The following is a 20628-nucleotide window of genomic DNA, read 5'->3' as shown; positions in this document are numbered from 1 at the left end:
GGCATGGTCGAGAGCCCGGGGCGGATAACCCTCTGGGGCATCGAAGTGTTCATTGCCGCTGCTGATGAACGCTCGATCTCGGCCGCAGCACGGCGACTGGGGGCGAGCCCGTCTGCGGTCAGTCAGCAATTGACCAATCTCGAAGGGGCGGTAGGGGCCACGCTGTTGCAGCGCAACGCGCGGCCCATCCGCCTGACCCCGGCCGGTGAGATCATGCATCGCCGCGCCTTGGCGATTCTGAATGAAGCGGCGCAGGCGCGCGCTGAATTGGCAATGTCACATCTCTCGACCCTGACGCGGTTTCGGCTGGGCATGATCGAGGATCTGGAGGCGGATGTGACGCCACAGCTCTTGACCCATATGGCGGGGGAATTGAAAGGCTGTCAGTTCCTGCTGGAAACCGGGGCAAGCCATCATTTGTATGACCAGTTGGACGCACGGGCGCTTGATGTGATCGTGGCGGCGGAACTGGGCGGCGAGGCGGATTGGGTCGAAGTGCATCCCGTGTTGCGCGAAGGCTTTGCCGTGGTGGCGCCGCGTGGCGTGATCCGGCCCGAGCGGGACGTCCTGCGGCAATTGAAGCGCCTGCCCCTGATCCAGTATACGCAGCGGCATTACATGGGGCGGCTTATCTCTTCGCATCTCGCGCGGCAGAACCTGAGCATTCCGCACCGATTTGAGTTGGACAGCTATCATTCCATCCTCGCCCTTGTGGGGCAGGGGGCGGGGTGGTCGATCCTGACGCCGCTGGCTTTGATGCGGGCGCGGCGCTTTGCGGATCAGATCGACGTGTTCGAATTGCCGATGGCGCCGCTCACGCGTACGATCAGCGTGACCGCCCGCAAGGGGATATTGCAGGACATGCCCGCGACGCTGGCGGAAAAGCTGAAGCCCATTCTGCGAGATACGATCGTGACGCCCATCGTCGCCCGGCACCCGTTTCTGGCCGAAGGTATATCCCTATTCTGAAGACGTGCGGCGGTCACGAAAGAAGGTCTTGAGCAGGGTCTCGGACTCGGTCGCGGCGATGCCGTCATAGATCTCTGGCACATGGTGGCATTGCGGATGGCTGAAAACCCGCGCGCCCATGGCCACACCGCCCGATTTTGGATCGGCGGCCCCGTAGTAGAGCCGGGCAATGCGCGCCGATGCGATGGCGCTGGCGCACATTGCGCAGGGCTCCAGCGTGACATAGAGATCATGGCCGGTGAGCCGTTCGGAGCCAAGCGCGGCGCAGGCGGCCCGGATTGCGAGGATTTCGGCATGGGCGGTGGGATCGCTGAGTTCGCGGGTCCGGTTGCCCGCGCGCGCCACAAGGACACCTGAGGGGGCGACGATGACCGCACCCACGGGCACCTCGCCGCGCAGTGCGGCCGCGCGGGCCTCGTCCAAGGCGGTCTCCATGTGGCTGCGAAATGTCATGACCTGCTTTTGCAGATCGCAAGACGCTTTCGCAAGCCCCGCAATTGCGCTATGCGCGGCGCATGAACACGAAAACTCCAGAGGGCGAGCGGATCGCCAAGGTCATTGCCCGCGCCGGTATTGCAAGCCGTCGTGAGGCTGAACGCCTGATCGAAGCGGGGCGCGTCACCGTCAACGGTCAAAAGGTGTTGCGCGCGGCACTCAATGTCACGCCTGCGGATAAGGTCGTGGTCGATGGTCGTGCCCTCGATGCGCCCGAACCTGCGCGCCTGTGGCTCTACCACAAACCTACCGGTCTTGTGACGACGACGCGCGATGAGCAGGGGCGCAGCACGATCTATGACGATCTGCCCGAGGATATGCCGCGGGTCATGAGTGTCGGACGGCTCGACCTCAATTCCGAAGGGCTGTTGTTGCTGACCAATGATGGTGAGTTGAAGCGCAAATTGGAACTGCCCTCGACCGGCTGGCTGCGCCGTTATCGAGTGCGAGTGAATGGGCGCCCTACGGACGGCACCTTTGAGCCGTTGCGCAAGGGATTGGTCGTGGATGGTGAGGCATTTCAGCCAATGATGGTCACGCTTGACCGCCAGCAAGGCGCAAATGCCTGGATCACGGTCTCTATTCGCGAGGGCAAGAACCGCGAAATCCGCCGCGCGATGGAGGCGGTGGGGCTGGTGGTAAACCGGCTCATCAGGCTGTCCTATGGGCCGTTCCAATTGGGCCAGTTGAAGCCCGGTGCCGTGGAAGAGATCCGTCCCCGCGTGTTGCGTGATCAGTTGGGCATGAAGGAAGAACCCGAGGCCGAACAGCCCAAGCCCGCTCGCCCCAAACCACAGCGACGTCGGCGGTGAGTATTTTTCCAAGGTGACTGCGAAAGTCGTGTTGGTTGATCCGGATCAAGGAGGCTGCGGCCCCCGCTCCTTAGGGTCGGGAGCGAGCAATCAAGAAGGAGAGATCTGCGATGTCCCATACCCCCCATGAACTGTCGGAAGAGTTCCCGCAACTGGCCGACAAGATCAGCGAACTGAAGCGGACTGATACGCATTTTGCCAAACTGGCCGATGAATATCACGCGCTGAACCGCGCGGTGCATCGGGCCGAAACGCTGGTCGAGCCGGTCGAGGAACTGACCGAGGTCGAGATGCGCAAGCAGCGCGCGACGCTGAAAGATGAGCTATATCGGCTGCTGACGGCCTAAGGCCAATTGCAGGGAAAGTGGCGCGCAAGACGGTTGGACCGTCCTGCGCGGTTTACTTTTTAGCTCAGCCCCGTATCCCCGAAAACCGCGTTTGCCAGTCTTCGCGGGCCTCGTCGGTGATCTTGGAAAAGAGCACCTCGGGGACACTGAATGCGTGGCCGGGCGCAAGGATTTCGAGCGCTGCGGACGCTTCATCTGGCCAGTTGTCATCGTTGGTTTGCATCGCTGCCAGCATCGCGGCGGCGGCGTCGGGGATGAAGGGGCTGCTCAGCACGGCATAAAGGCGGATGAGGTTGAGTGCGAGGCGCGTCTGCATGGCGGCGCGCTCGGGGTCTTGCTTGAAGGTGGACCAGGGCGCGACCTCTTGCAGGTATTCGTTGCCCTCGACCCAGATCGCGCGCAGGGCGGCCGCAGATTTGCGCACCTCCATCGCCTCCATATGGCCTTCATAGTCGCGGATGCGGCTTGTCAGGCGTGCGATCAGCGCCGTTTCCTGAGCGCCGTATGTGGCCCCCGACGGCACCGTTTCGCCGAATTTCGAGCGGCAGAATTTGGTCACGCGGGACACGAAATTGCCCAGAACGTCGGCCAGGTCCTTGTTCACCGAAGCCTGAAAATTTTCCCATGTGAACTCGCTGTCCGAGCTTTCGGGGGCGTGGCTCAGGAGCCACCAGCGCCAGTAATCGGCGGGCAGGATTTCAAGCGCCTGATCCATGAAGACGCCGCGCCCGCGCGAGGTGCTGAACTGACCGCCGTCGTAATTGAGGTAGTTGAAAGATTTGATGTAATCCACCAGCTTCCATGGCTCGCGCGAGCCCAAGATCGTAGCGGGAAAGCTGAGCGTGTGGAAGGGCACGTTGTCCTTGCCCATGAACTGGGTGTAGCGGACATCCTCTGCCCCCTTGTCGGTGCGCCACCAGCGTTCCCAATCCGTGCCCTTGCCCGCATCGACCCATTCCTGCGCGCAGGCGATGTATTCGATAGGGGCGTCGAACCAGACGTAGAACACCTTGCCCTCCATGCCCGGCCAATCCTCGTCGCCGCGCTTGACCGGGATGCCCCAGTCGAGATCGCGGGTGATCCCACGATCCTGCAAGCCGTCGCCGTCATTGAGCCATTTCTTGGCGATGGAGGTGGTCAGAACCGGCCAGCCGGTCTTGGAGTCGATCCATTTCTCAAGCTCATCCTTCATCTGCGACTGGCAGAGATAGAGATGCTTGGTCACGCGCATCTCGAGATCGGTCGCGCCGGAGATCACCGAGCGGGGGTTGATCAGATCGACCGGGTCAAGCTGCTTGGTGCAGTTGTCACATTGGTCGCCACGCGCCGAGTCGTAGCCGCAATTCGGGCAGGTGCCCTCGATATAGCGGTCGGGCAGGTAGCGTCCGTCGGTGGGGGAATACATTTGGGTTTCCGAGACTTCGCGGATCAGACCCTGATCGTGCAGGCGCTTGGCGAAATGCTGGGTCAGGCGGTGGTTCTGGGACGAGGAAGAGCGCCCGAAGTGATCAAAGCTGAGGCGAAAGCCGCGCGCGATTTCGGCCTGAACGGTGTGCATTTCGGCGCAATACTCGGCCACAGGCTGACCCGCCTTGGCGGCGGCCAGTTCGGCGGGGGTGCCATGCTCGTCCGTGGCGCAGAGGAAGAGCACCTCGTGGCCACGGGCGCGGCAGTAACGGGCAAAGAGATCGGCAGGAAGCTGCGAGCCCACGAGATTGCCGAGGTGCTTGATCCCGTTGATATAGGGGATCGCCGAAGTGATGAGATGCCGTGCCATATCGCGCCTGTTCCTTGACGGTTTGGCCTCGTTTAGCGTGGTTTTGCGGGCAGTTCTAGCGCTCGTTCTTGTCTTTGTCGCGACTGCGTCCGGTCAGGCGGCCAATCAGGAAGGAGGTGCGTGGCGACCAGACATAGGCGGTGCGACGTTCTGCAACCGGGCGCGCGCGCATGCGGTAAAGACCAAAAACGACGAGGAGGGCGTGGCCGGCGGCGATCATCACGAACATGGCGGGTGGGCCGTAAACTTCGATCAGGGTTGAGGCCATGAGCGGGGCGGCGATGGCGCCCACGGCGAAGAAGAACATGAGGGCGGCGGATAGCTCGACCCGTTCATGGGCCTCGGCGAAGTCATGGGCGTGGGCGGCGCTGACCGAGTAGATGGGAAAGGTGGTCATGCCAAAGAAGAAGGCGGTCATCAGGATGCCGAATGTGTCAAGATTTTCGGTCATGGCGGTTGCAACTGAGGAGAGGATGGCGGCGACCGAGAGTCCGATCAGAACCCAACGGCGGTCAAAGCGATCCGCGAGCCAGCCGACCGGGTATTGCGCCACGGCCCCCCCCAGAACGAAGACCGCCAGAAACCCGGCGATCTGATCCACGGCCAGGCCCACCTGTTGGCCGTAGAGTGGCCCGACCATGCGGAACGAGGCGCTGGAGAGGGCCGCGACCAGCACGCCCGCTGCCGCCAGAGGCGAGCAGGCGATGAGCAGCATGGGACGCAGGCGGGGGGCGTCGGGTGTTTCAGGCTCGCGCAGGCGCGACAGGGTAAGCGGTAGCAGAGCTGCGCAGCAAAGGAGCGCCAGCAGGTTGTAAGAGACGTAAGAGGCGGGTGCCAATACGGAAATCAGCAATTGCGCGGCCAAAGATGCGCCCATATCGACAACGCGGTAGATACCCATGGCGCGGCCGCGCGTCTCATTCGTGACCTTGGCCTGAAGCCACGCCTCGATCACCGTGTAGCAGCCCGCGACGCAAAGGCCAGAGGCCACGCGCATCAGCGCCCAAGCGTAGGGGTCGATCACCAGCATATGCGCCAAGAGGCCGATGGCGCCTGCGGCGGTAAAGGCCGCAAAGGCGCGGCTGTGCCCGATTGTGCCCATAAGGCGGGGGGCGAACCAGCAGCCAATGAAGAAGCCCACGAAATGCGCCGAGCCGAGGAGTCCGATCTGGGCCGTGGTGAAATCCAACGCCAGACCTGAGAGCGCATCAAGCGGGCCCACGCCGCCTGTCGAGAGTTGCAGGAGAACGACCGAGAGGAAGAGGGCGGCAAAGGAAATCATCAGGCGCATGGTGGGGCTACCATGGCAGGACGAGAGGAGGGGGACCAGATGTTTTCGACATCAAACGTCGGTTTCGGGCAAGGGTGTGCGATGCGGGGTTAAGGTGTGGGAAATATGGGATTTTTGGGGGCGGTGTTGGGTTAGTGTTCTGGTGGTGGGAAACGGGTGGATTTGCTCACTACCTCACCACCCTTGCCACGATCCTCAGCCCGATCTCTGGGCCGACGAGGTTGGCATAGCCGCTTGCGCCGAAGCTGTGACGGTTGAGGGTGCCGGTGAGGAGGATTGTGAGGTGAGAGAGGTCCTTGGGGTCGGTGCCGGGTTGGCGGTAGAGGCCGGCGGTGAGGGTGACGGGGTGTGTCACGCCGCGCACGGTCAGGAGACCGGTGATCCGGGCCTCTTGCAGCGTGCCGGTGATCGCGGTCGAACGGAAGGTGATGGTGGGATGGCGTGCGGCGTCGAGCAACTCGGACCCTTTCATCGCCTCTGTGGCGAAGACAAAGCCCGCGCGAGTGCCGGTGGCGTCGAGGGTGACGTCGACCCGGCTCGCGCCGAGATTGCCCAGATCAATCCGCATATCCGCCGATGTGATCGGCATTGTGCCAAGATTATTGCCGATGGCGGCATCATAGGTGAAGCCCACGGTGGAGCGGGCCGTGTCGAGGCGGTAGGCCTCTGGTGCGGCGGTGGCCTGCGTGGTCATCAGGCAGAGAGCGAGGGCGAGATGGCGGATCATAGGGTAGAATACGCGCGGCGCGGCCAAACGGATGTCACGTTTGCTTGAGCGCCCATGCGCCGGGCTGGCCGGTGAGGTGCCATGCGGCGGGGGGCGCTGTACGGGCGCGGCGGCGGGTGAGGTGCCAACAGCTGGCCTCGGGCGTATGGGCCGGGGCCATGTGCCAGCGGGTTTCCACGCCGGGTGCGCCGCCCTCGCCCGGCGTCAGAATCAGGCCCAGAGGGCGGTGAGGACCGCGCGCCGCCCCCTCTTCGGCGGCGAGATGCAGGCGGCGCACCGGGGTGAGGGCAGGTGGCTCTGGCAGGTCGGCGATGATGAGGGGGGCGGTGCCGCTGCGCAGCGCCTCTTCCATGCACCACAAGAGATCCTCGCGCCGGTCGGGGGTGACGAAGATCAGGGTTTCCGGGCCGTTTTCAGCCCCGGTAAGAGGGCAGATGCCGTCGGGGTTGAGGTGATCTGAGGCCCATTCCGGGGCGATCCAGAGCACGGGGCCGCGCAGGGCGCCGATGAGGAGCATCGCAAAGCTGTGGCGGGCGGGGCCGGCGCATTCATGCAGGCGGGCAAAGGGCAGGTCGAGCGCGCCCAGAAGGCGGAGGGCGGGGCGGTGCGAGCTGCGGGTGAGAAGTGGAATCGTCATGGGGGGAGTATAGCGTGTTCGCTAAATGTTCTCAATTGGGGGTGCGGATAGCTATGATATCGCCCAGCGTTTGTTTCCCGCGCGGTATTGTGCTTGGCGTCAACGTTGCTTGCAGGCAAAGCCGCCTCAGTGCAAAATCTCTTCCTCGCGCACGAACATATTGGCCCAGGCGCGTTCGATCAGTTCCGGGGTCATCTGGTAGGGGATGCTTTCGAAATTGCAGATCGAGATCATCTGGTCGATCAGGAAGACCGGCTGATAATTGGCGTAGACATTGTCGATCGTGGGGTATTTTTCCTTGATCAGATAGATCAGCGCAGCCTCATCCAGCGGCATGCCCTTTTTGCGGGCGACCATGGCGAAGATCTTGAGGAAGTCGGATTGGCAGGGGCCGTCGATCTTGATCTTGTAAAAGATCCGGCGCAGCGCGGCCTTGTCGAAGATCGAGTTCGGGTGAAAGTTGGTCGAGAAAATCACCAGCGTGTCGAACGGCACCTCGAATTTCTCGCCTGATTGCAGGGCGAGAATGTCTTTGGCCTCTTCGAGCGGAACGATCCAACGGTTGACGAGGGACTGCGGCGATTCCGCCTGACGGCCAAGGTCGTCGACGATAAAGATGCCGCCGGTGGATTTGAGTTGCAGCGGCGCCTGATAGGTGCGGGCGGTCGGGTTATAGACGAGATCGAGCATCGACAGGCTGAGTTCGCCGCCGGTGATCACGGTCGGGCGCTCGCAGCGGACATAGCGCGTGTCAAAGGTGCGTTTGCGGCGCAGGCTGCCGGGATCGTCCACTTCGACCTCGGCGGATGAATGCACGATGGGGTCATAGACGGTGATGACCTGCCCCGCATATTCGATGGCGCGGGGCACGTAGATCTTGTCGCCCATGGCGTCGCGGATACCGTTCGAGATCGAGGATTTGCCGTTGCCGGGCGGGCCATACATGAGGATCGAGCGACCGGCGCTGACCGCAGGGCCGAGGTGATCCAGCAGGGCGTTGGGCAGGACCAGATGCCCCATTGCATTGGTCAACTGTTCGCGGGTGATCTGGATGTTGCGGATCGACTGACGCTTGACCTGTTCGCGGTAGACGGCAAGCGGCACTGGCATCGCGCCGAAATACTCCGACTGGCTGAGCGCATCGAGGGCGCGTGATTTGCCCGCGTCCGTGAGCTGATAGCCCATCTCGCCGCCCGAATTGGCGTTGAGCGTGCCGGTGGCCTCGATCAGCCTTTGCCCGCGGGCCATGTCGATCAGTTCCTGTGTCACCGCGCGTGGCAGGCAGATCGCCTCGGCGATATCGGTGGCAAGATCGAGGTTCTTGCGGAACATGGTTTTGAGCAGGACGTCGCGCATCATCACGACGGGCAATCGCATCTCTTCCAGCCGGGACGGGGGCGGGGGCGGCTGGACGCCGGTGCTGGCTTGCATGTTCATGAGGTCTGCCTGTGCTGGGTCGGACTGCTATTACGCAACCGTGACATGCAAAGGTGTAGAAATTAAGGAAAGGGTCGGGCAGCTCTGAGGCGGTCAACTGCCGAAGGCTGCGCCAAGGCCCAGATAGATCGCGAGCGTCCCGCCCAAGGCAAAGCCCATCGGGAATTTCTTGCCGGTGTTCCAACTCTGCCAATCGGGCGCCAGACGGCGCAAGGGGCTGTATTTTATGACACGGTGCGTGACAAAGGCCCCGAGCAGCGTTGCTGCAAAGATCAGGCAGAGCGTGGCCGCATCGCCAAGCGCCACAAAGGGCGCGGCGGCGGCGATGAACTTGGCGTCCCCAGCACCCATCAGCCCGGCCGCATTCATCGCAATGCCCGCCACGAGCATGACCGCCAGATGCGCAAGCCGCCACGGATAGTCCGAAATGGGCAAGGCAATCAGGCCGACGACGAGAAAGATGCCCACCAGTGTTAGCACGGCGGTGTTGGGGATTTTCATCCGGCTCAGATCGCTCCACGCCACCCAGACGCACACCGGCAGCACGAAGGGCAGGAACCAAAGCGCAGCCTGCGCGGTAATCTCGAGCGTCATCGAGCAGCCTTAGCTTGCCACATTCGTTTCAAGGGCGCGTAGGGAGCGCACGGCATCCTCGAAATGCTGCGGGTGGGTTTCGATGGCATCGCGCAGGAGACCTTCGCCAATCGCGGTATCCCCCTGTTTGATCGCCGACAGGCCAAGGGTATAGAGAAGCTGCGCGCGCTCTGACTGGCTAACCGGCAGGACCGGCAGGGAATAGTTGCGCTGCGCACCGCGTGCGAGAACAAGGTTGTTCTTGGCGGTGAAGAGGGCCGGGTCCTGACGCACCGCATCGGTAAAGAGACGCTCTGCCCCGGCAAAGTCGCCACGGGTCAGTTTTGAATAGCCCCAGTTGTTCATCACGCTGGCGGGTTGCGTTGTCAGACCGACGGCGGTCTCGTAAAAGCTGTCGGATTTTTTCCAATCCTGATTGCTGTCAGCGATCATCGCCTCAAGCCGATAGCGTTTGAAGGTCTCGTGGGTTGGGGGGATCGCGTCCAGCATGGTGTCTGCGCGTTCCCACTCGTTATTGCGGATCAGGGCATCGGCAAGATCGACACGGTCTTCATCGGTGGCTTCTTTGTGGTCGCTGACCTTGGTCCAGGTGGCCACCGCCTCGGTGTTGCGTTTGGCACGCACGAGCGACTTTCCCAAACCTCTGAGAAGGTCGATGCGGTCCGGTTTCTCTCCGACGGCGCGTTGGAAATAGGCCACCGCCTCGTTTGGGTCGCTGGCGGTCAGCATCACATCGTTGAGATTGGTTTCGTCCACGACGTTGATGTCCTGAAACGCGCGGTCCACGTCATTGCCAGTGGATTTATCGCAGGCGGACAGGGCAAACGCGCCTGCCACGCACAGGGAAACAAGAATAGGGTGGCGCATTTTTTGCGTCCTTTTACTGCCTCAGCCTCGTCACGGTATCTTGCGGATCAGATAGTCGCCACTGCCCCGCCGTACCAATTTATAATCTTGCTCTTGCTCCACACCATAATCAGAATTTTCTGTTTTTGCGAGTGCTAAGCGCAAATTGTCGCGGATTGCGTCACTTTCGCCATTGTCGAGCGCATAGGCACGACGCAGGATCTGTTCTGCTTCAGGGTATTGCCCTTGTTCGACCAGCACGACGCCCAGATTGTTCCAGGTTTCCGGGGTGGCATCGGGCATTTCTATGGCCTCGCGCAACAGGCGTTCGGCAGTGCCAAGGCGACCGAGTGCAAGATTGGCGCTGCCCAGACCGGCCAGCACATCCGCTGTCATGCCATCTGAGACCGCGGCGCGGGTATAGGCCTTGTGGGCCAGTTCGTATTCGCCTGCATCCATCAGGCGATGACCGACGAGAAGGCCGTCAACGGCTTCACCGCCGGGGGCCACTCCGGGGGCGTATGGCCCCTCGGGGGCTGCCGGTGTCACGCACCCTGCCAGAGCGAGTGTGCCCGCCAAAAGTATCGCCGCTCGCCCTACCATCTCGCCCCATTTAATTAGCGGCCATGGCGAACAGTTTCATGATGCCCAGAACCGACGGCCCGACCAGAATGATCAGCAATGGCGGCACTGTAAGCATCATTGTAGCCAATGTCATCTTGGTCGGCAGCTTGTTGGCCTTTTCCTCGGCGCGCATGACGCGTTTGTCACGCATCTCGGCGGCATAGACGCGCAGCGCCTCGCCAATCGAGGTTCCGAAGGTCTGCGATTGGACCATGACGGTCACAAAGCTGGTGATATCCTGCACACCGCAGCGCTCGGCCATTTCGTTGAGAACCGACGGTTTGTCCCGCCCCGCCTTGATCTGAAGGGAAACGATCTCGAATTCCTCTGCCAACGCCGGGTAAGACGCGCGCATTTCACTGGCGACACGAATGATGGACTGATCCATGGATTGACCGGCCTCGATGCAGACGAGCATCATGTCGAGACTGTCGGGGAAACCATCCTGGATCTCTTCCTGCCGCTTCTGCTGGCGTTTGGTGATCCAATATTTGGGCATCATATAGCCGATACCGGCCGGCCCGAGGATGTACATCAGCGTTTCTTGTGTGCTGGTTTCGGTGCCCGATTTGAACAGGACGTAATAGATCACGCCCAGAATCAGCAAGCCGATGCCGAGTGCGAATTGCGCAAAGTGAAAGTATCGCACTGCGTCGCGATGCCGATACCCAGCCTGCATCAGCTTGAGGCGCATCTCACTCAGTTGCTTTTCGTTCTGCGGCTCTAGAAAGGTGGCGTAGCGGTCAAGTTTCTTGTTCTGCTTGCCGGCCCGCAAATTGGTTTTAACCCCGAGCGCCTCTTGAGTTCTCGCTTGTTTGAGCTTGTCCAGCGGGTCTTGTTTCTGCCGGAGCATCATCGGAATGGTGACGAGCACAAGCATCACCCCCAGCCCGCCGACCGCGATCAGAGGCCCGAACGGCCCGAGGGCGCCCGTGAGAATGTCATTGAGGGTTGCGAGAAATTCCATGATGTGTTCCTCAGACCTTGATGTTCACGAGGGCGCGCATGACGATCAGGTTCATCACCAGAAAGACACCGACGACCAGCACGGCGGGAATGAAGAAAGCATGTTCCATAGCCTCGTTGTAATAGTCGGGCTTGATCACTTGGATGCCGATGAGGGCCATGATGGGAAAGCCGGAGAGAAACTTGCCGGACCATTTCGCCTCGGCTGTGATGGCCTTGACCCGGCGGAACAGACGAAAGCGGGCGCGGATCACCTTGGCCAGACCGGCAAGGATTTCAGCCAGATTGCCGCCTGATTGCTGCTGAATAGTGACCGCCACGGCAAGAAAGCGCAGATCCTGCATATCGAGCCGTTCGGCCATTTCCTTGAGCGCCTCGCCCATGTCACGGCCATAGGCTGCCTCATCCGCGATGATGCCGAATTCGGTGGCAAGCGGATCGCCGACTTCGGTTGCGACAATGCCGATGGCGGATGAGAACGGATGCCCGACCCGCAGGGATCGCACCATGAGTTCGATGGCATCGGGCAGTTGTTCTTCGAGCAGCGCCATACGCTTGCTGGCCTTCATGCTGATCCAGGTAAAGATACCGCCCACGCCAATGCCGACGGACGCGATGGCGCGCACCGGGGCGGCGGTTTCGGTCCCGACCGATAGGCCGATAAAGGCCAGAACGCTGAGGGCAACCATCAACAGGATCAATTGCTTGGGCGTAAAGGCAATCGCCGCCTTTTGCGCCTTGTCCGACAGGATCGCATAGAGCGGCAGTCTGCGCGCCTTGAGATGCTGCTGCATCTCCTTGCGCAGTTTTTCCATCACCTCTTCGCGATTGCCCGATTTGTCGAGCATCTCGAGCCGTCGATTGACCCGGTTGTTGAGGCTGATCGAGCGGCCGAAGACTGTAAGGTAGATGCCTTCGACAAGGACGAGGACGCCCACGAAGATCAACGCATAGATGATCGGTTCGGCACTAATGGACATCTGCGTTACTCCGCTGCGATGGGTTCGTAGATATGTGTGGGCAGGTCATAGCCCCAAAGTCGAAAGCGCTCGGAGAAATGCGAGCGGACGCCGGTTGCAGTGAAATGGCCGATGATTTTGTTCTCGGGGCTGAGGCCCACCCGCTGAAAGCGGAAGATTTCCTGCATCGAGATCACGTCGCCCTCCATCCCGGTAATTTCGGTGATCGAGGTCATCCGGCGTGAGCCATCCTGAAGGCGGCTGGCCTGCACGATGAGGTTGACGGCGCTTGCGATCTGGCTGCGCACCGCCTTGAGCGGCATTTCGATGCCCGCCATGGCGACCATGTTTTCCATTCGGCTGATGCCGTCGCGCGGGTTGTTCGCGTGGATCGTGGTCATGGACCCGTCATGGCCTGTGTTCATGGCCTGCAACATGTCGATCACCTCTTCGCCGCGCGTTTCCCCGACGATGATACGGTCGGGGCGCATGCGGAGCGCGTTCTTGAGGCAGTCACGGGGGGAAACCTCGCCCTTGCCTTCGATGTTGGGCGGGCGGCTTTCCATCCGGCCCACATGGACCTGTTGCAGCTGCAATTCTGCGGTGTCCTCGATCGTGAGAATCCGCTCGGCGTTGTCGATAAAGGATGAGAGCGCGTTGAGCGTGGTCGTCTTACCGGAGCCTGTTCCCCCGGAAACGATCACGTTGAGGCGCGTGGCGACGGCGGCCTGAAGATAGGCGGCCATTTCCTCGGAAAAGGCGCCAAAGCGCACCAGATCGTCGATCCCGAGCTTGTCTTTCTTGAATTTACGGATTGATACGAGGCTGCCATCCACCGCGACCGGGGGCACCATCGCGTTGAAACGCGATCCGTCGGCCAGACGGGCGTCAACATAGGGGTTGGATTCGTCCACGCGGCGTCCCACCGCCGACACGATCTTGTCGATGATGCGCAGGAGATGCTTTTCATCTTTGAAGGTGACGTCGCTGAGTTCCAGTTTGCCCGCGCGTTCAATAAAGATCTGGTGTGGGCCATTGACGAGAATATCGTTGACCGTGTCATCCTTGAGAAGGGTTTCGAGCGGTCCGAGGCCCTTGACCTCGTCATAAAGCTCTTGCGTGAGCTGCGTGCGGTCTTCGCGGTTGAGAACGATGCCCTTTTCCTCAAGGATTTCGCCCGCAATCGAGCTGATTTCAGCGCGCAGATCGGATTCCGTCGCTGTATCGAGCGCCGCGAGGTTGAGGTGATCGAGCATCGCGCGGTGCAGTTCGATCTTGATTTCGCTGATCCGCTCTTTGCGCTTGCGCTCCTTGTCCATGCCGACAGGCTTTGCGGCCGCGACTTGGGTGGGTCTGCGAAAAGACTGTAGCGGGACCGCTTCGATTGATGCGGTTTTTGGGGCGGATGTGGGCACCGCAGCAGAGGGCGCCCGGCCGGGATCGGATTTCTTGTAACGGGAAAACATCTGTTTCTACCCTTGTTTTAGGCCGCTTCGGCGTCGCTCTTGCCAAGAGCATGCAAGGAGCTGGCCAGCTTGGCGATTTCGCGGCGCAATGGATTCTTGGCGGTACTCGAGGCCAGTGGCAAACCATGATCCGAGCTTTGACAAACGGCGCGCCCGCCGTCCGGCAACAAGATCTCGATCCGTATTTCGAGACTTTCGGCCATGCGTTTCACCCGGCTCTTGCCGTTCAGATCGGTGAATTTTGGAGAGCGGTTCAAACAATAACGCAGCTTGTCGACCGGCAGGTCTTCGGATTGCAGGGCCCGCTTGATCCGCAGGGCATTTTGTGCCGAGCGCATATCCAACTCAAGCGTCGTAAAGTAAACTTGCGCGGAATGCAGGACCGCTTCGGTCCACTGGACCAAAGACCCCGGCATATCAATGACGACATAGTCGAAATGCTTGCGGGCGAGGGCCAGCACCTTGTTCACATCCTCGGAGGAGATCATGTCGAGCGGCAGGACATCCGACGGGGCGGTCAAGACCCAGAGCTTTTCCTCGAAGGCGACCAACGCCTGCCGGAATATGTCGTCGTCCAGCGCCTCGGTATCTGACCACATTTCAAACACCACGTCGCGGCGCGGCAGATCGAGATAGGTCGAGACAGAGCCGAATTGCAGGCTGAAATCCAACAGGCAAACGCGGGGGGGATTGGCTTTCTCGATATTGGCCAGTTCCCATGCGAGGTTGACAGCCAGCGTGGTGGCGCCCGTGCCCCCTGCAAGACCCTGAACCGCAAAGATCACGCCGTCGCCGGCTGTCGGTGTGGCAAGCGCCGCATGTGTGAGCGCCGGGGCTAGGTGAACCGGCGCAGGGGCCGTCTGCAGCCGTTCGATAGCTGCCTGAAGTTCGCCTTCGGGAAGGGGGTAGGGGACAAATTCATCGGCACCCTGGCGCAGCAGTTGATGCAGCGCCGCAGGGGTCACGTCCTCGGCAATGAGAATGACTTTGACGCCCTTCTTGTTGGCAAGCCCGATGATTTCACCCAGCATGACCAGATCATCCTCGTCCGCCTCGTCAATCGCGACGGCGACGAATTCCAACGATTCCGCTTCTGGCTGGTTGAAAAAGGCCAAGGCCTCGGCAAACCCGAGATCGCCCCAGGCCTCGCCCATGGCGGCCTCCATATCCTCGATCAGCAGATCAAAATTCTGGACATCGCGGCTGATGGTGCAGGCGATGATCGGGCTTGGGTCTGATTGTTTTATAACACTACTCATCATTCGGTCCTGTTTTTGCCGTCGCTGTGCGAACGTTGCCGGACCCCTGTTGAACAAGGAAACGATGGCAATCTCACGGAGCGCTGTATGCGACGGAAACTTTTGGCTCTTGGGGAACATGCTCGGAAATATTGGCGACATTTGGGCCAAAAGATCGTAATTGTGCGATGTTCAGAGACAAAAAACCCGCCCAATTGGGGCGGGTTTGAGGTGGTTCGGGCTAAGCCGAACAGGGAGAAATCAAAATCCGCGAGCTATTCTTCGGATTGGGTCGAGCCGGACGTCTCGATCATCAGAAGTTCCGATCTCGGCACGGCGCTGTTGATGTATTCGCGGTACACAACTTGGGCGTATTTGCCATCCATGACAATCGGATGGGATTGGACAAAGCCCGACACCTCGGTGACCGTGCGCCGATTGCGGCGTTCGCGACCATCGGTCACGATCAAGGGCTGCGTTTCTCCAAACGACGCGACCGCCTCGAGCCGGGCACGGCTTATGCCCTGACTTGAGAGAAAGGCGACAACGGCCTGGGCGCGCCGCATGCCGAGGGTCTTGTTGTAGCTGTCCGACCCGACGGCATCGGTATGACCATAAACGCGAAACCGCACTTCGGGGAATTGACGAATCCATCTGGCCTGTTCACGCAGCGTGTCGCGCGCGCCTGTGTCCAGTTCGGCCGAGTTGAAGGCGAAGTTGACGGTGCTCAATACCTCGCTGGCAAAGCGGTTCGCCAAATCGTAGGTATAGCTGCGCTCCCCCGTCATCACGAGGTGGTTGTTCATCACCGCCTCTCCGAAATGGCCGCTATCCACATGTGCGCCCGCTTCGTTGAAATACGAGCGATAAACCTCGTCTTGTGGGGCACAGGCCGAAGCGGCGATCAGGCCGGCAAGTGCGAGAACATGTTTCATAGCCAGTCCCCTGCTCAATCCATCACATAGCCGTAGGATCCGGTGAAATCCTGCTTGGCCACCTCACCCACTGCGCCCCGGTCACTGACGCCATTGGCAACGCGACCATTCAGGAACAAATCTTTCTCCGACGGAAGTTTCACGCGATCTGTCGGCAAGGCAAGCGCCTCACCACGGGAGGGTGACACCAAATGCGCCGAGACGATGATCACGAGCTCGGTCTGCGAGCGCTGATAATCGGCACTTCGGAAGAGTGCGCCCAAGACCGGCACATCGCCCAGCCACGGAACCTGACCAGCATTGTCGCGGAAATCATCCTGCAAGAGACCGGCAATCGCAAAGCTCTCGCCGTCGCGCAGGGCCACAGTCGTGGACGTGTCGCGGCGGCGGAAGGCAGGGATCGAAAAACCGTCTGAAACCAAAGAATTGCTCGTATCAATCGAGGATACCGCTGCCGCCATCTCGAGGTTGATAATGCCGTCGTCCACGACGCGCGGCACGAAGTTCAGCTCGACACCGAAGGGTTTGAATTCGACGGTGGTGGTGTCGTTATCCTGAGCCACGGGCACCGGAAATTCGCCACCTGCAAGAAATTTGGCCTCTTGGCCCGATAGGGCGGTCAGGTTCGGCTCTGCCAAGGTGCGCACAACGCCCTTGGTTTCCAGCGCCTCAAGCAGAATGCCAACCTCGACCGAGCCCACGTCAAAGCCGAAGTTAAAGACGCCGTTGTTGTCATTCGCACCAGGAATTGTCCCCGCCGTCGACCCCAGCACGCCACCTAGCGTGTTCGTGGTGTTGGTGCCGCCGAAGACGCCGACCTGATTGGCCCCACGCGCGTCGATAGAGAGCGAGGTCGAGAGGGCCTTGGACACGCTGCGTTGCATTTCGGCAAAGCGAACCTTGAGCATCACCTGTTGTTTGCCGGAGACCGACATCAGGTTTGACACACGTTCGGGTGCATAGCGCTCGGCGAGGTCCAGAGCGCGTTGCATGCGGGATGAGCTGGAGACTGTACCAGAAATCACGATACCGTCATTGGCGCTGCGCACCTCAATCGGTTCGCCCGGTAGAATTTGTTTCAGGCGTTCCTTGAACTCTTCTATATCCGTGCTGACATGCACGTCGATATTGGTGATGAGTTGTCCTGCGCCATCAAACAGGCTGAGAGTGGTGCGCCCCGGAGTCTTGCCCAAGACATAGATCGTCCGGTCTGACAGCGTTGAAAAATCAGCGATGGCAGGGTTTGCAATGCTCAATTCCGCGAAGGGTGAATCGCTCTCGACAACCACGGCCCTGTTCATCGCCACGCTGAGAACGCTGGACGTGCCGTTGCGAACGACCCGGATCGTCTCTGCCTGTGCAGGCTGTGGTACGTGGCCAGCAACACACGCCAGCCCAAAGAGAGCCGCGCATAAATATCTACGCAATTTCATGTGACCTGCCTTTCCGATCACGCCTCATTTTGTCGGGTCTTGTCGCCCGGATTTGTGCCACATTGCGGCAGTTCCGATTTTTTTTCAAGAATCAATGCAGTTTTGTGCATTTTTCTTATTTGTGTGACCAAATCCTACATGTACGAAAAAAAGGCACCCGCGAGCGGGTGCCAATGCCGAACGTCCCTGACCGGGTCAGTTCGTGCAGGGTCAGTTCGTGCAGGGAATGGGTGTCTCGATCACCTCTGCTCCACGCCGCGTGCGGATGGTGCAGGTTTCCGGGATCGCCTCCTGCTTGACGACCGCCTGTGCAGTGAGTCCGAGGAGCCGACGTTGGTCTACCTCGATGGACTGGGCCACCGTATCGTCCGACGCGCCGACCAGCGACAGCGACAGCCGCCCGGTGGATTGAGCTTGCGCCAATGCGGCAACTTGGTTGGGCGTGACCGCAACGGCCACTGTGCGGGCAACCACTGCCTCGGTCATATCCATGTCGGCGACCTGATCAACTGCGATCAGTTTCACGCCTGTGTCGATCAGCTTGGTGACTTCGCCCGTGGAATCTTCCTCAGTGCGCAGATTGCCCGCTCCGATGCTACCCGTCCAATAGATATCGACCGTGTCACCGGGGCGCAGGAAACCTGAAACGCCGCTGGTCACATCCACCTTGATGGCAAACGCCCGCATGCCGCGCTCCAATTGCGACGTTATACCGGCTTCTTCGCCGGGTTTTGTAACCTTGACCGCAAGGATGGGTTCGTTTTTCTCCATGCGACGCAGCGCTTTGCGCACGACGCTTGCCCCGCTGGGAAACAGCTCTTCCGTGGAGCTGAAGGCTCCTTCGGGTAGAGAGTCTTTGGGAAAGGCGATCAATCGCACGGCTTCTGTGGTGAGGGGCTCGCCGTATTTTATCAATTGGTTGGCCACATAGATGTCGACCGTTTCGATATTGGGCGCGCGTTGTTGACGCTCCAAGGCCAACTGCTGCTGATAGCCGTCGATGTAGGTCTTGGCCATATAGACCGCAAAACCCGCAAGCCCTAATCCCAGCATTAGCACCAATCCGAAGACAATTCGCATGGCTATTCCTCTCCAGGTTATCTTTTAGGAGAAACCGCTATGCGATCTCCTATCTCGCACCATGCAATCACATACAAATGCGGCGGAAGTTTGGATGTATCGAGAACGTTTCGCGGCGCTCGGCGTTGGTGGAGTGTCTTTTGAAAGAGCAGAACGAAAGAACTCCAGAAGGATTAACCTTCCGGAGTTCTTCTCGACAGTCGAAGATTGACTAGTTGCCAGTTCCGACAGTCACGTTGGAAACGGCAGTTGAAACGTCGCCGCCAAGGGATGTTGTCGCGTTTTGGATCGTTAAAATCGCGCCTACAGCCAGACCTACGACGGCTGCGGTGAGCACCACCCAATCGACAGTCACCGCCCCATCCTGGTCGAACGCAAATCGTCTTGCTATGTGTCGCATTCCAAAATTCGCCTTTCGGTACGGAAATTCCTGAACTTCGGCGTTTGGATGTTCTGAGTGTCTATACGCTTTAACCAAGGTTCTGAATTTCGCGCATGAGCGCTATGCGTGTTTAGGGCGTAATGGCCGCAAATCGTGGATTTGCGGCCATGACCCTAACACGTTCGGGTCGTATTACGGTGTGGTTGTGGGAGCAGCTGCACCCGTCCCGACCGTCTGACCGGAGACTCCAGTTTCGATTGCGGTGGCCAGCGAGGTGATGCCGCTGTTGACCGATGCCACACCAGCGATACCCAGGCCAACGACGGCTGCGGTCAGAACGACCCAGTCAACCGTTACGGCGCCGTCTTCGTCTTTCGAGAAGTTTTTGAAAAATTTGATCATTGTTGGTCCCTCCAAAGGATCAGTTGCTTGTGTTGTTACAGCCGCTTCAGTTTAGGACCCGATTTTTTTAATGGCCCGCTGCCGTCGTGGTGTGAAGCCATATAGCGGGTCAAATCAGGCGGGAATTTGGCGGCAATGGACCAATTTTTGAGTGACCTGAAGAAACTCCATGAAAAATCTTAAGATATTGAAAAACAACAGAAGAAAATCTGAAAAACCGTTTTTCTTCAGGTTTGAAGGGGGGATTGTGGCGCAATTGTGCGGTGCTCGCACCCTCAATCACGACAATACTGGCGTCGGAGGCGTATTTTTGCAATACTTGACACAATCAATCAGAGGCAGAGCAGCGCCCGCTATGAAAATTTTAAGTCTTTTGGTGTTTGCTGCGATTCTTGCAGGAACCGGCCCTGTTGTGGCGCAGGAGCCGCAGCCCTTCGCTGACTTCACCTTCAAGCGGGAAAAGGCACCTGCGCCGGGGACACGACGCGGACCGCTCGTGCAGGTTACGCCTCAGGCCCCCGCGCCGCGTGTCAAAAAGACGGAGACACCTGCGCCTGTCACCCCTGACGTGCCGCGTATTGCGGCCTATGGGTGGTTCTGGGAACTTGTCCCTGCCGATCAGGAAACCGATCCTAACCTACGCCTGCGAACGGCGATGGACCATCTGAGCAGGCCGCCCGCTGGCAAATACGTCAGCGCGCCTCGGCTACAATCGGTGCAAGACATCGCCCGTTCGGAAGGTCGTCATATCCTCAGCGAGACCATCGGCACGCAAATCTCTCCTGCGTTGGTTCTGGCGGTGATCGCTGTCGAATCCTCTGGGCGGCCTGCAGCACTCAGCGGGGCAGGGGCGCAGGGGTTGATGCAGCTCATGCCGGATACGGCCCGTCGCTTTGGTGTGACCGACAGCCTGTCACCGGCCCAGAATATCCGGGGCGGGGTGGCCTATCTGGACTGGCTGATGACGGAGTTCAAAGGCGATGTGGTGCTGGCGCTTGCGGGGTATAATGCCGGCGAGAACGCCGTCAAACAGCACGGTGGCGTGCCGCCCTATACAGAGACCCGCGACTATATCCCCAAGGTGCTGGCCGCCTATGAGGTGGCGCGCGGGCTGTGCAAGACGCAGCCGGAATTGATCACGGACGCCTGCGCGCTCAATCTGGCGATGAAGTAAGGGCCGAACGACGCAAGCGCTCGGCCCTTGGATTCCA

General features: G+C 60.1%; 21 protein-coding genes. 4 read left to right on the top strand and 17 right to left on the bottom strand.

Annotated features, from left to right (window positions below; all coding sequences use genetic code 11):
• The first annotated feature begins 3 nt into the window (after positions 1–3).
• Positions 4–969 (top strand): LysR family transcriptional regulator, encoded by a 966-nt coding sequence (locus ROS217_RS01060; protein ID WP_009815781.1) that lies wholly within the window; start codon positions 4–6, stop codon positions 967–969.
• On the opposite strand, the gene ROS217_RS01055 is transcribed toward ROS217_RS01060, so the two are convergent.
• A complete protein-coding gene (locus ROS217_RS01055) occupies positions 961–1422 on the bottom strand; it encodes a nucleoside deaminase (RefSeq protein WP_040650277.1) in 462 nt (153 codons plus the stop codon). The two genes, ROS217_RS01060 and ROS217_RS01055, sit on opposite strands and share 9 nt — an antisense overlap.
• A 62-nt stretch (positions 1423–1484) precedes the next feature.
• Between ROS217_RS01055 and ROS217_RS01050 the strand changes: the two genes are divergently transcribed.
• Positions 1485–2276 carry a pseudouridine synthase gene (locus ROS217_RS01050; protein ID WP_040650276.1) on the top strand — a complete coding sequence of 264 codons (792 nt, stop codon included), beginning with the start codon at positions 1485–1487 and terminating at the stop codon, positions 2274–2276.
• 110 nt (positions 2277–2386) lie between these two features.
• Positions 2387–2623 carry a YdcH family protein gene (locus ROS217_RS01045; RefSeq protein ID WP_009815778.1) on the top strand — a complete coding sequence of 79 codons (237 nt, stop codon included), beginning with the start codon at positions 2387–2389 and terminating at the stop codon, positions 2621–2623.
• Positions 2624–2687: 64 nt separating this feature from the next.
• Here the strand turns inward: ROS217_RS01045 and metG are convergent, their stop codons facing one another.
• From metG to ROS217_RS00965, 16 genes are all read right to left on the bottom strand, one after another.
• Complete coding sequence (gene metG / locus ROS217_RS01040; protein ID WP_009815777.1) at positions 2688–4400, bottom strand: methionine--tRNA ligase; 1713 nt, start codon at positions 4398–4400, stop codon at positions 2688–2690.
• Between the two features lie 55 nt (positions 4401–4455).
• On the bottom strand, positions 4456–5691 hold the full coding sequence (locus ROS217_RS01035; protein ID WP_009815776.1) for an MFS transporter: 1236 nt from the start codon (positions 5689–5691) through the stop codon (positions 4456–4458).
• Positions 5692–5860: 169 nt separating this feature from the next.
• Complete coding sequence (locus ROS217_RS01030; protein ID WP_009815775.1) at positions 5861–6418, bottom strand: YceI family protein; 558 nt, start codon at positions 6416–6418, stop codon at positions 5861–5863.
• 34 nt (positions 6419–6452) lie between these two features.
• Entirely contained in the window at positions 6453–7055 is a 603-nt protein-coding gene (locus ROS217_RS01025) for an ImuA family protein (protein ID WP_009815774.1), read from the bottom strand.
• Positions 7056–7181: 126 nt separating this feature from the next.
• Positions 7182–8492 (bottom strand): ATPase, encoded by a 1311-nt coding sequence (locus ROS217_RS01020; protein WP_009815773.1) that lies wholly within the window; start codon positions 8490–8492, stop codon positions 7182–7184.
• A 93-nt stretch (positions 8493–8585) separates the two neighbouring features.
• Entirely contained in the window at positions 8586–9086 is a 501-nt protein-coding gene (locus ROS217_RS01015) for a prepilin peptidase (protein ID WP_009815772.1), read from the bottom strand.
• Positions 9087–9095: 9 nt separating this feature from the next.
• On the bottom strand, positions 9096–9953 hold the full coding sequence (locus ROS217_RS01010) for a tetratricopeptide repeat protein (RefSeq protein WP_040650275.1): 858 nt from the start codon (positions 9951–9953) through the stop codon (positions 9096–9098).
• Positions 9954–9983: 30 nt separating this feature from the next.
• On the bottom strand, positions 9984–10535 hold the full coding sequence (locus ROS217_RS01005) for a tetratricopeptide repeat protein (protein ID WP_040650274.1): 552 nt from the start codon (positions 10533–10535) through the stop codon (positions 9984–9986).
• 10 nt (positions 10536–10545) lie between these two features.
• A complete protein-coding gene (locus ROS217_RS01000; RefSeq protein WP_009815769.1) occupies positions 10546–11523 on the bottom strand; it encodes a type II secretion system F family protein in 978 nt (325 codons plus the stop codon).
• Between the two features lie 10 nt (positions 11524–11533).
• A complete protein-coding gene (locus tag ROS217_RS00995; RefSeq protein WP_009815768.1) occupies positions 11534–12502 on the bottom strand; it encodes a type II secretion system F family protein in 969 nt (322 codons plus the stop codon).
• Between the two features lie 5 nt (positions 12503–12507).
• Positions 12508–13947: a CpaF family protein gene (locus ROS217_RS00990; protein WP_040650273.1), complete on the bottom strand. Its 1440-nt coding sequence runs from the start codon at positions 13945–13947 to the stop codon at positions 12508–12510.
• Between the two features lie 17 nt (positions 13948–13964).
• Entirely contained in the window at positions 13965–15206 is a 1242-nt protein-coding gene (locus ROS217_RS00985) for an AAA family ATPase (RefSeq protein ID WP_040650845.1), read from the bottom strand.
• Between the two features lie 254 nt (positions 15207–15460).
• Positions 15461–16120 (bottom strand): OmpA family protein, encoded by a 660-nt coding sequence (locus ROS217_RS00980; protein WP_009815764.1) that lies wholly within the window; start codon positions 16118–16120, stop codon positions 15461–15463.
• A 14-nt stretch (positions 16121–16134) separates the two neighbouring features.
• Entirely contained in the window at positions 16135–17553 is a 1419-nt protein-coding gene (locus tag ROS217_RS00975; RefSeq protein ID WP_040650271.1) for a type II and III secretion system protein family protein, read from the bottom strand.
• A gap of 210 nt (positions 17554–17763) precedes the next feature.
• Positions 17764–18633, bottom strand: coding sequence for a Flp pilus assembly protein CpaB (gene cpaB / locus ROS217_RS00970; RefSeq protein WP_009815761.1), 870 nt, complete (start codon positions 18631–18633; stop codon positions 17764–17766).
• A 574-nt stretch (positions 18634–19207) separates the two neighbouring features.
• Complete coding sequence (locus tag ROS217_RS00965; RefSeq protein WP_009815760.1) at positions 19208–19417, bottom strand: Flp family type IVb pilin; 210 nt, start codon at positions 19415–19417, stop codon at positions 19208–19210.
• A 355-nt stretch (positions 19418–19772) separates the two neighbouring features.
• On the opposite strand from ROS217_RS00965, the gene ROS217_RS00960 reads away from it, so the two are divergent.
• Positions 19773–20591 carry a lytic transglycosylase domain-containing protein gene (locus tag ROS217_RS00960; RefSeq protein ID WP_009815759.1) on the top strand — a complete coding sequence of 273 codons (819 nt, stop codon included), beginning with the start codon at positions 19773–19775 and terminating at the stop codon, positions 20589–20591.
• Positions 20592–20628 lie beyond the last annotated feature (37 nt).

The sequence above is a fragment of the Roseovarius sp. 217 genome, assembly GCF_000152845.1.
Lineage (GTDB): Bacteria > Pseudomonadota > Alphaproteobacteria > Rhodobacterales > Rhodobacteraceae > Roseovarius.
The sequence above is the reverse complement of the archived record's forward strand: the minus strand, read 5'-3'. Positions and strand labels throughout refer to the sequence as shown.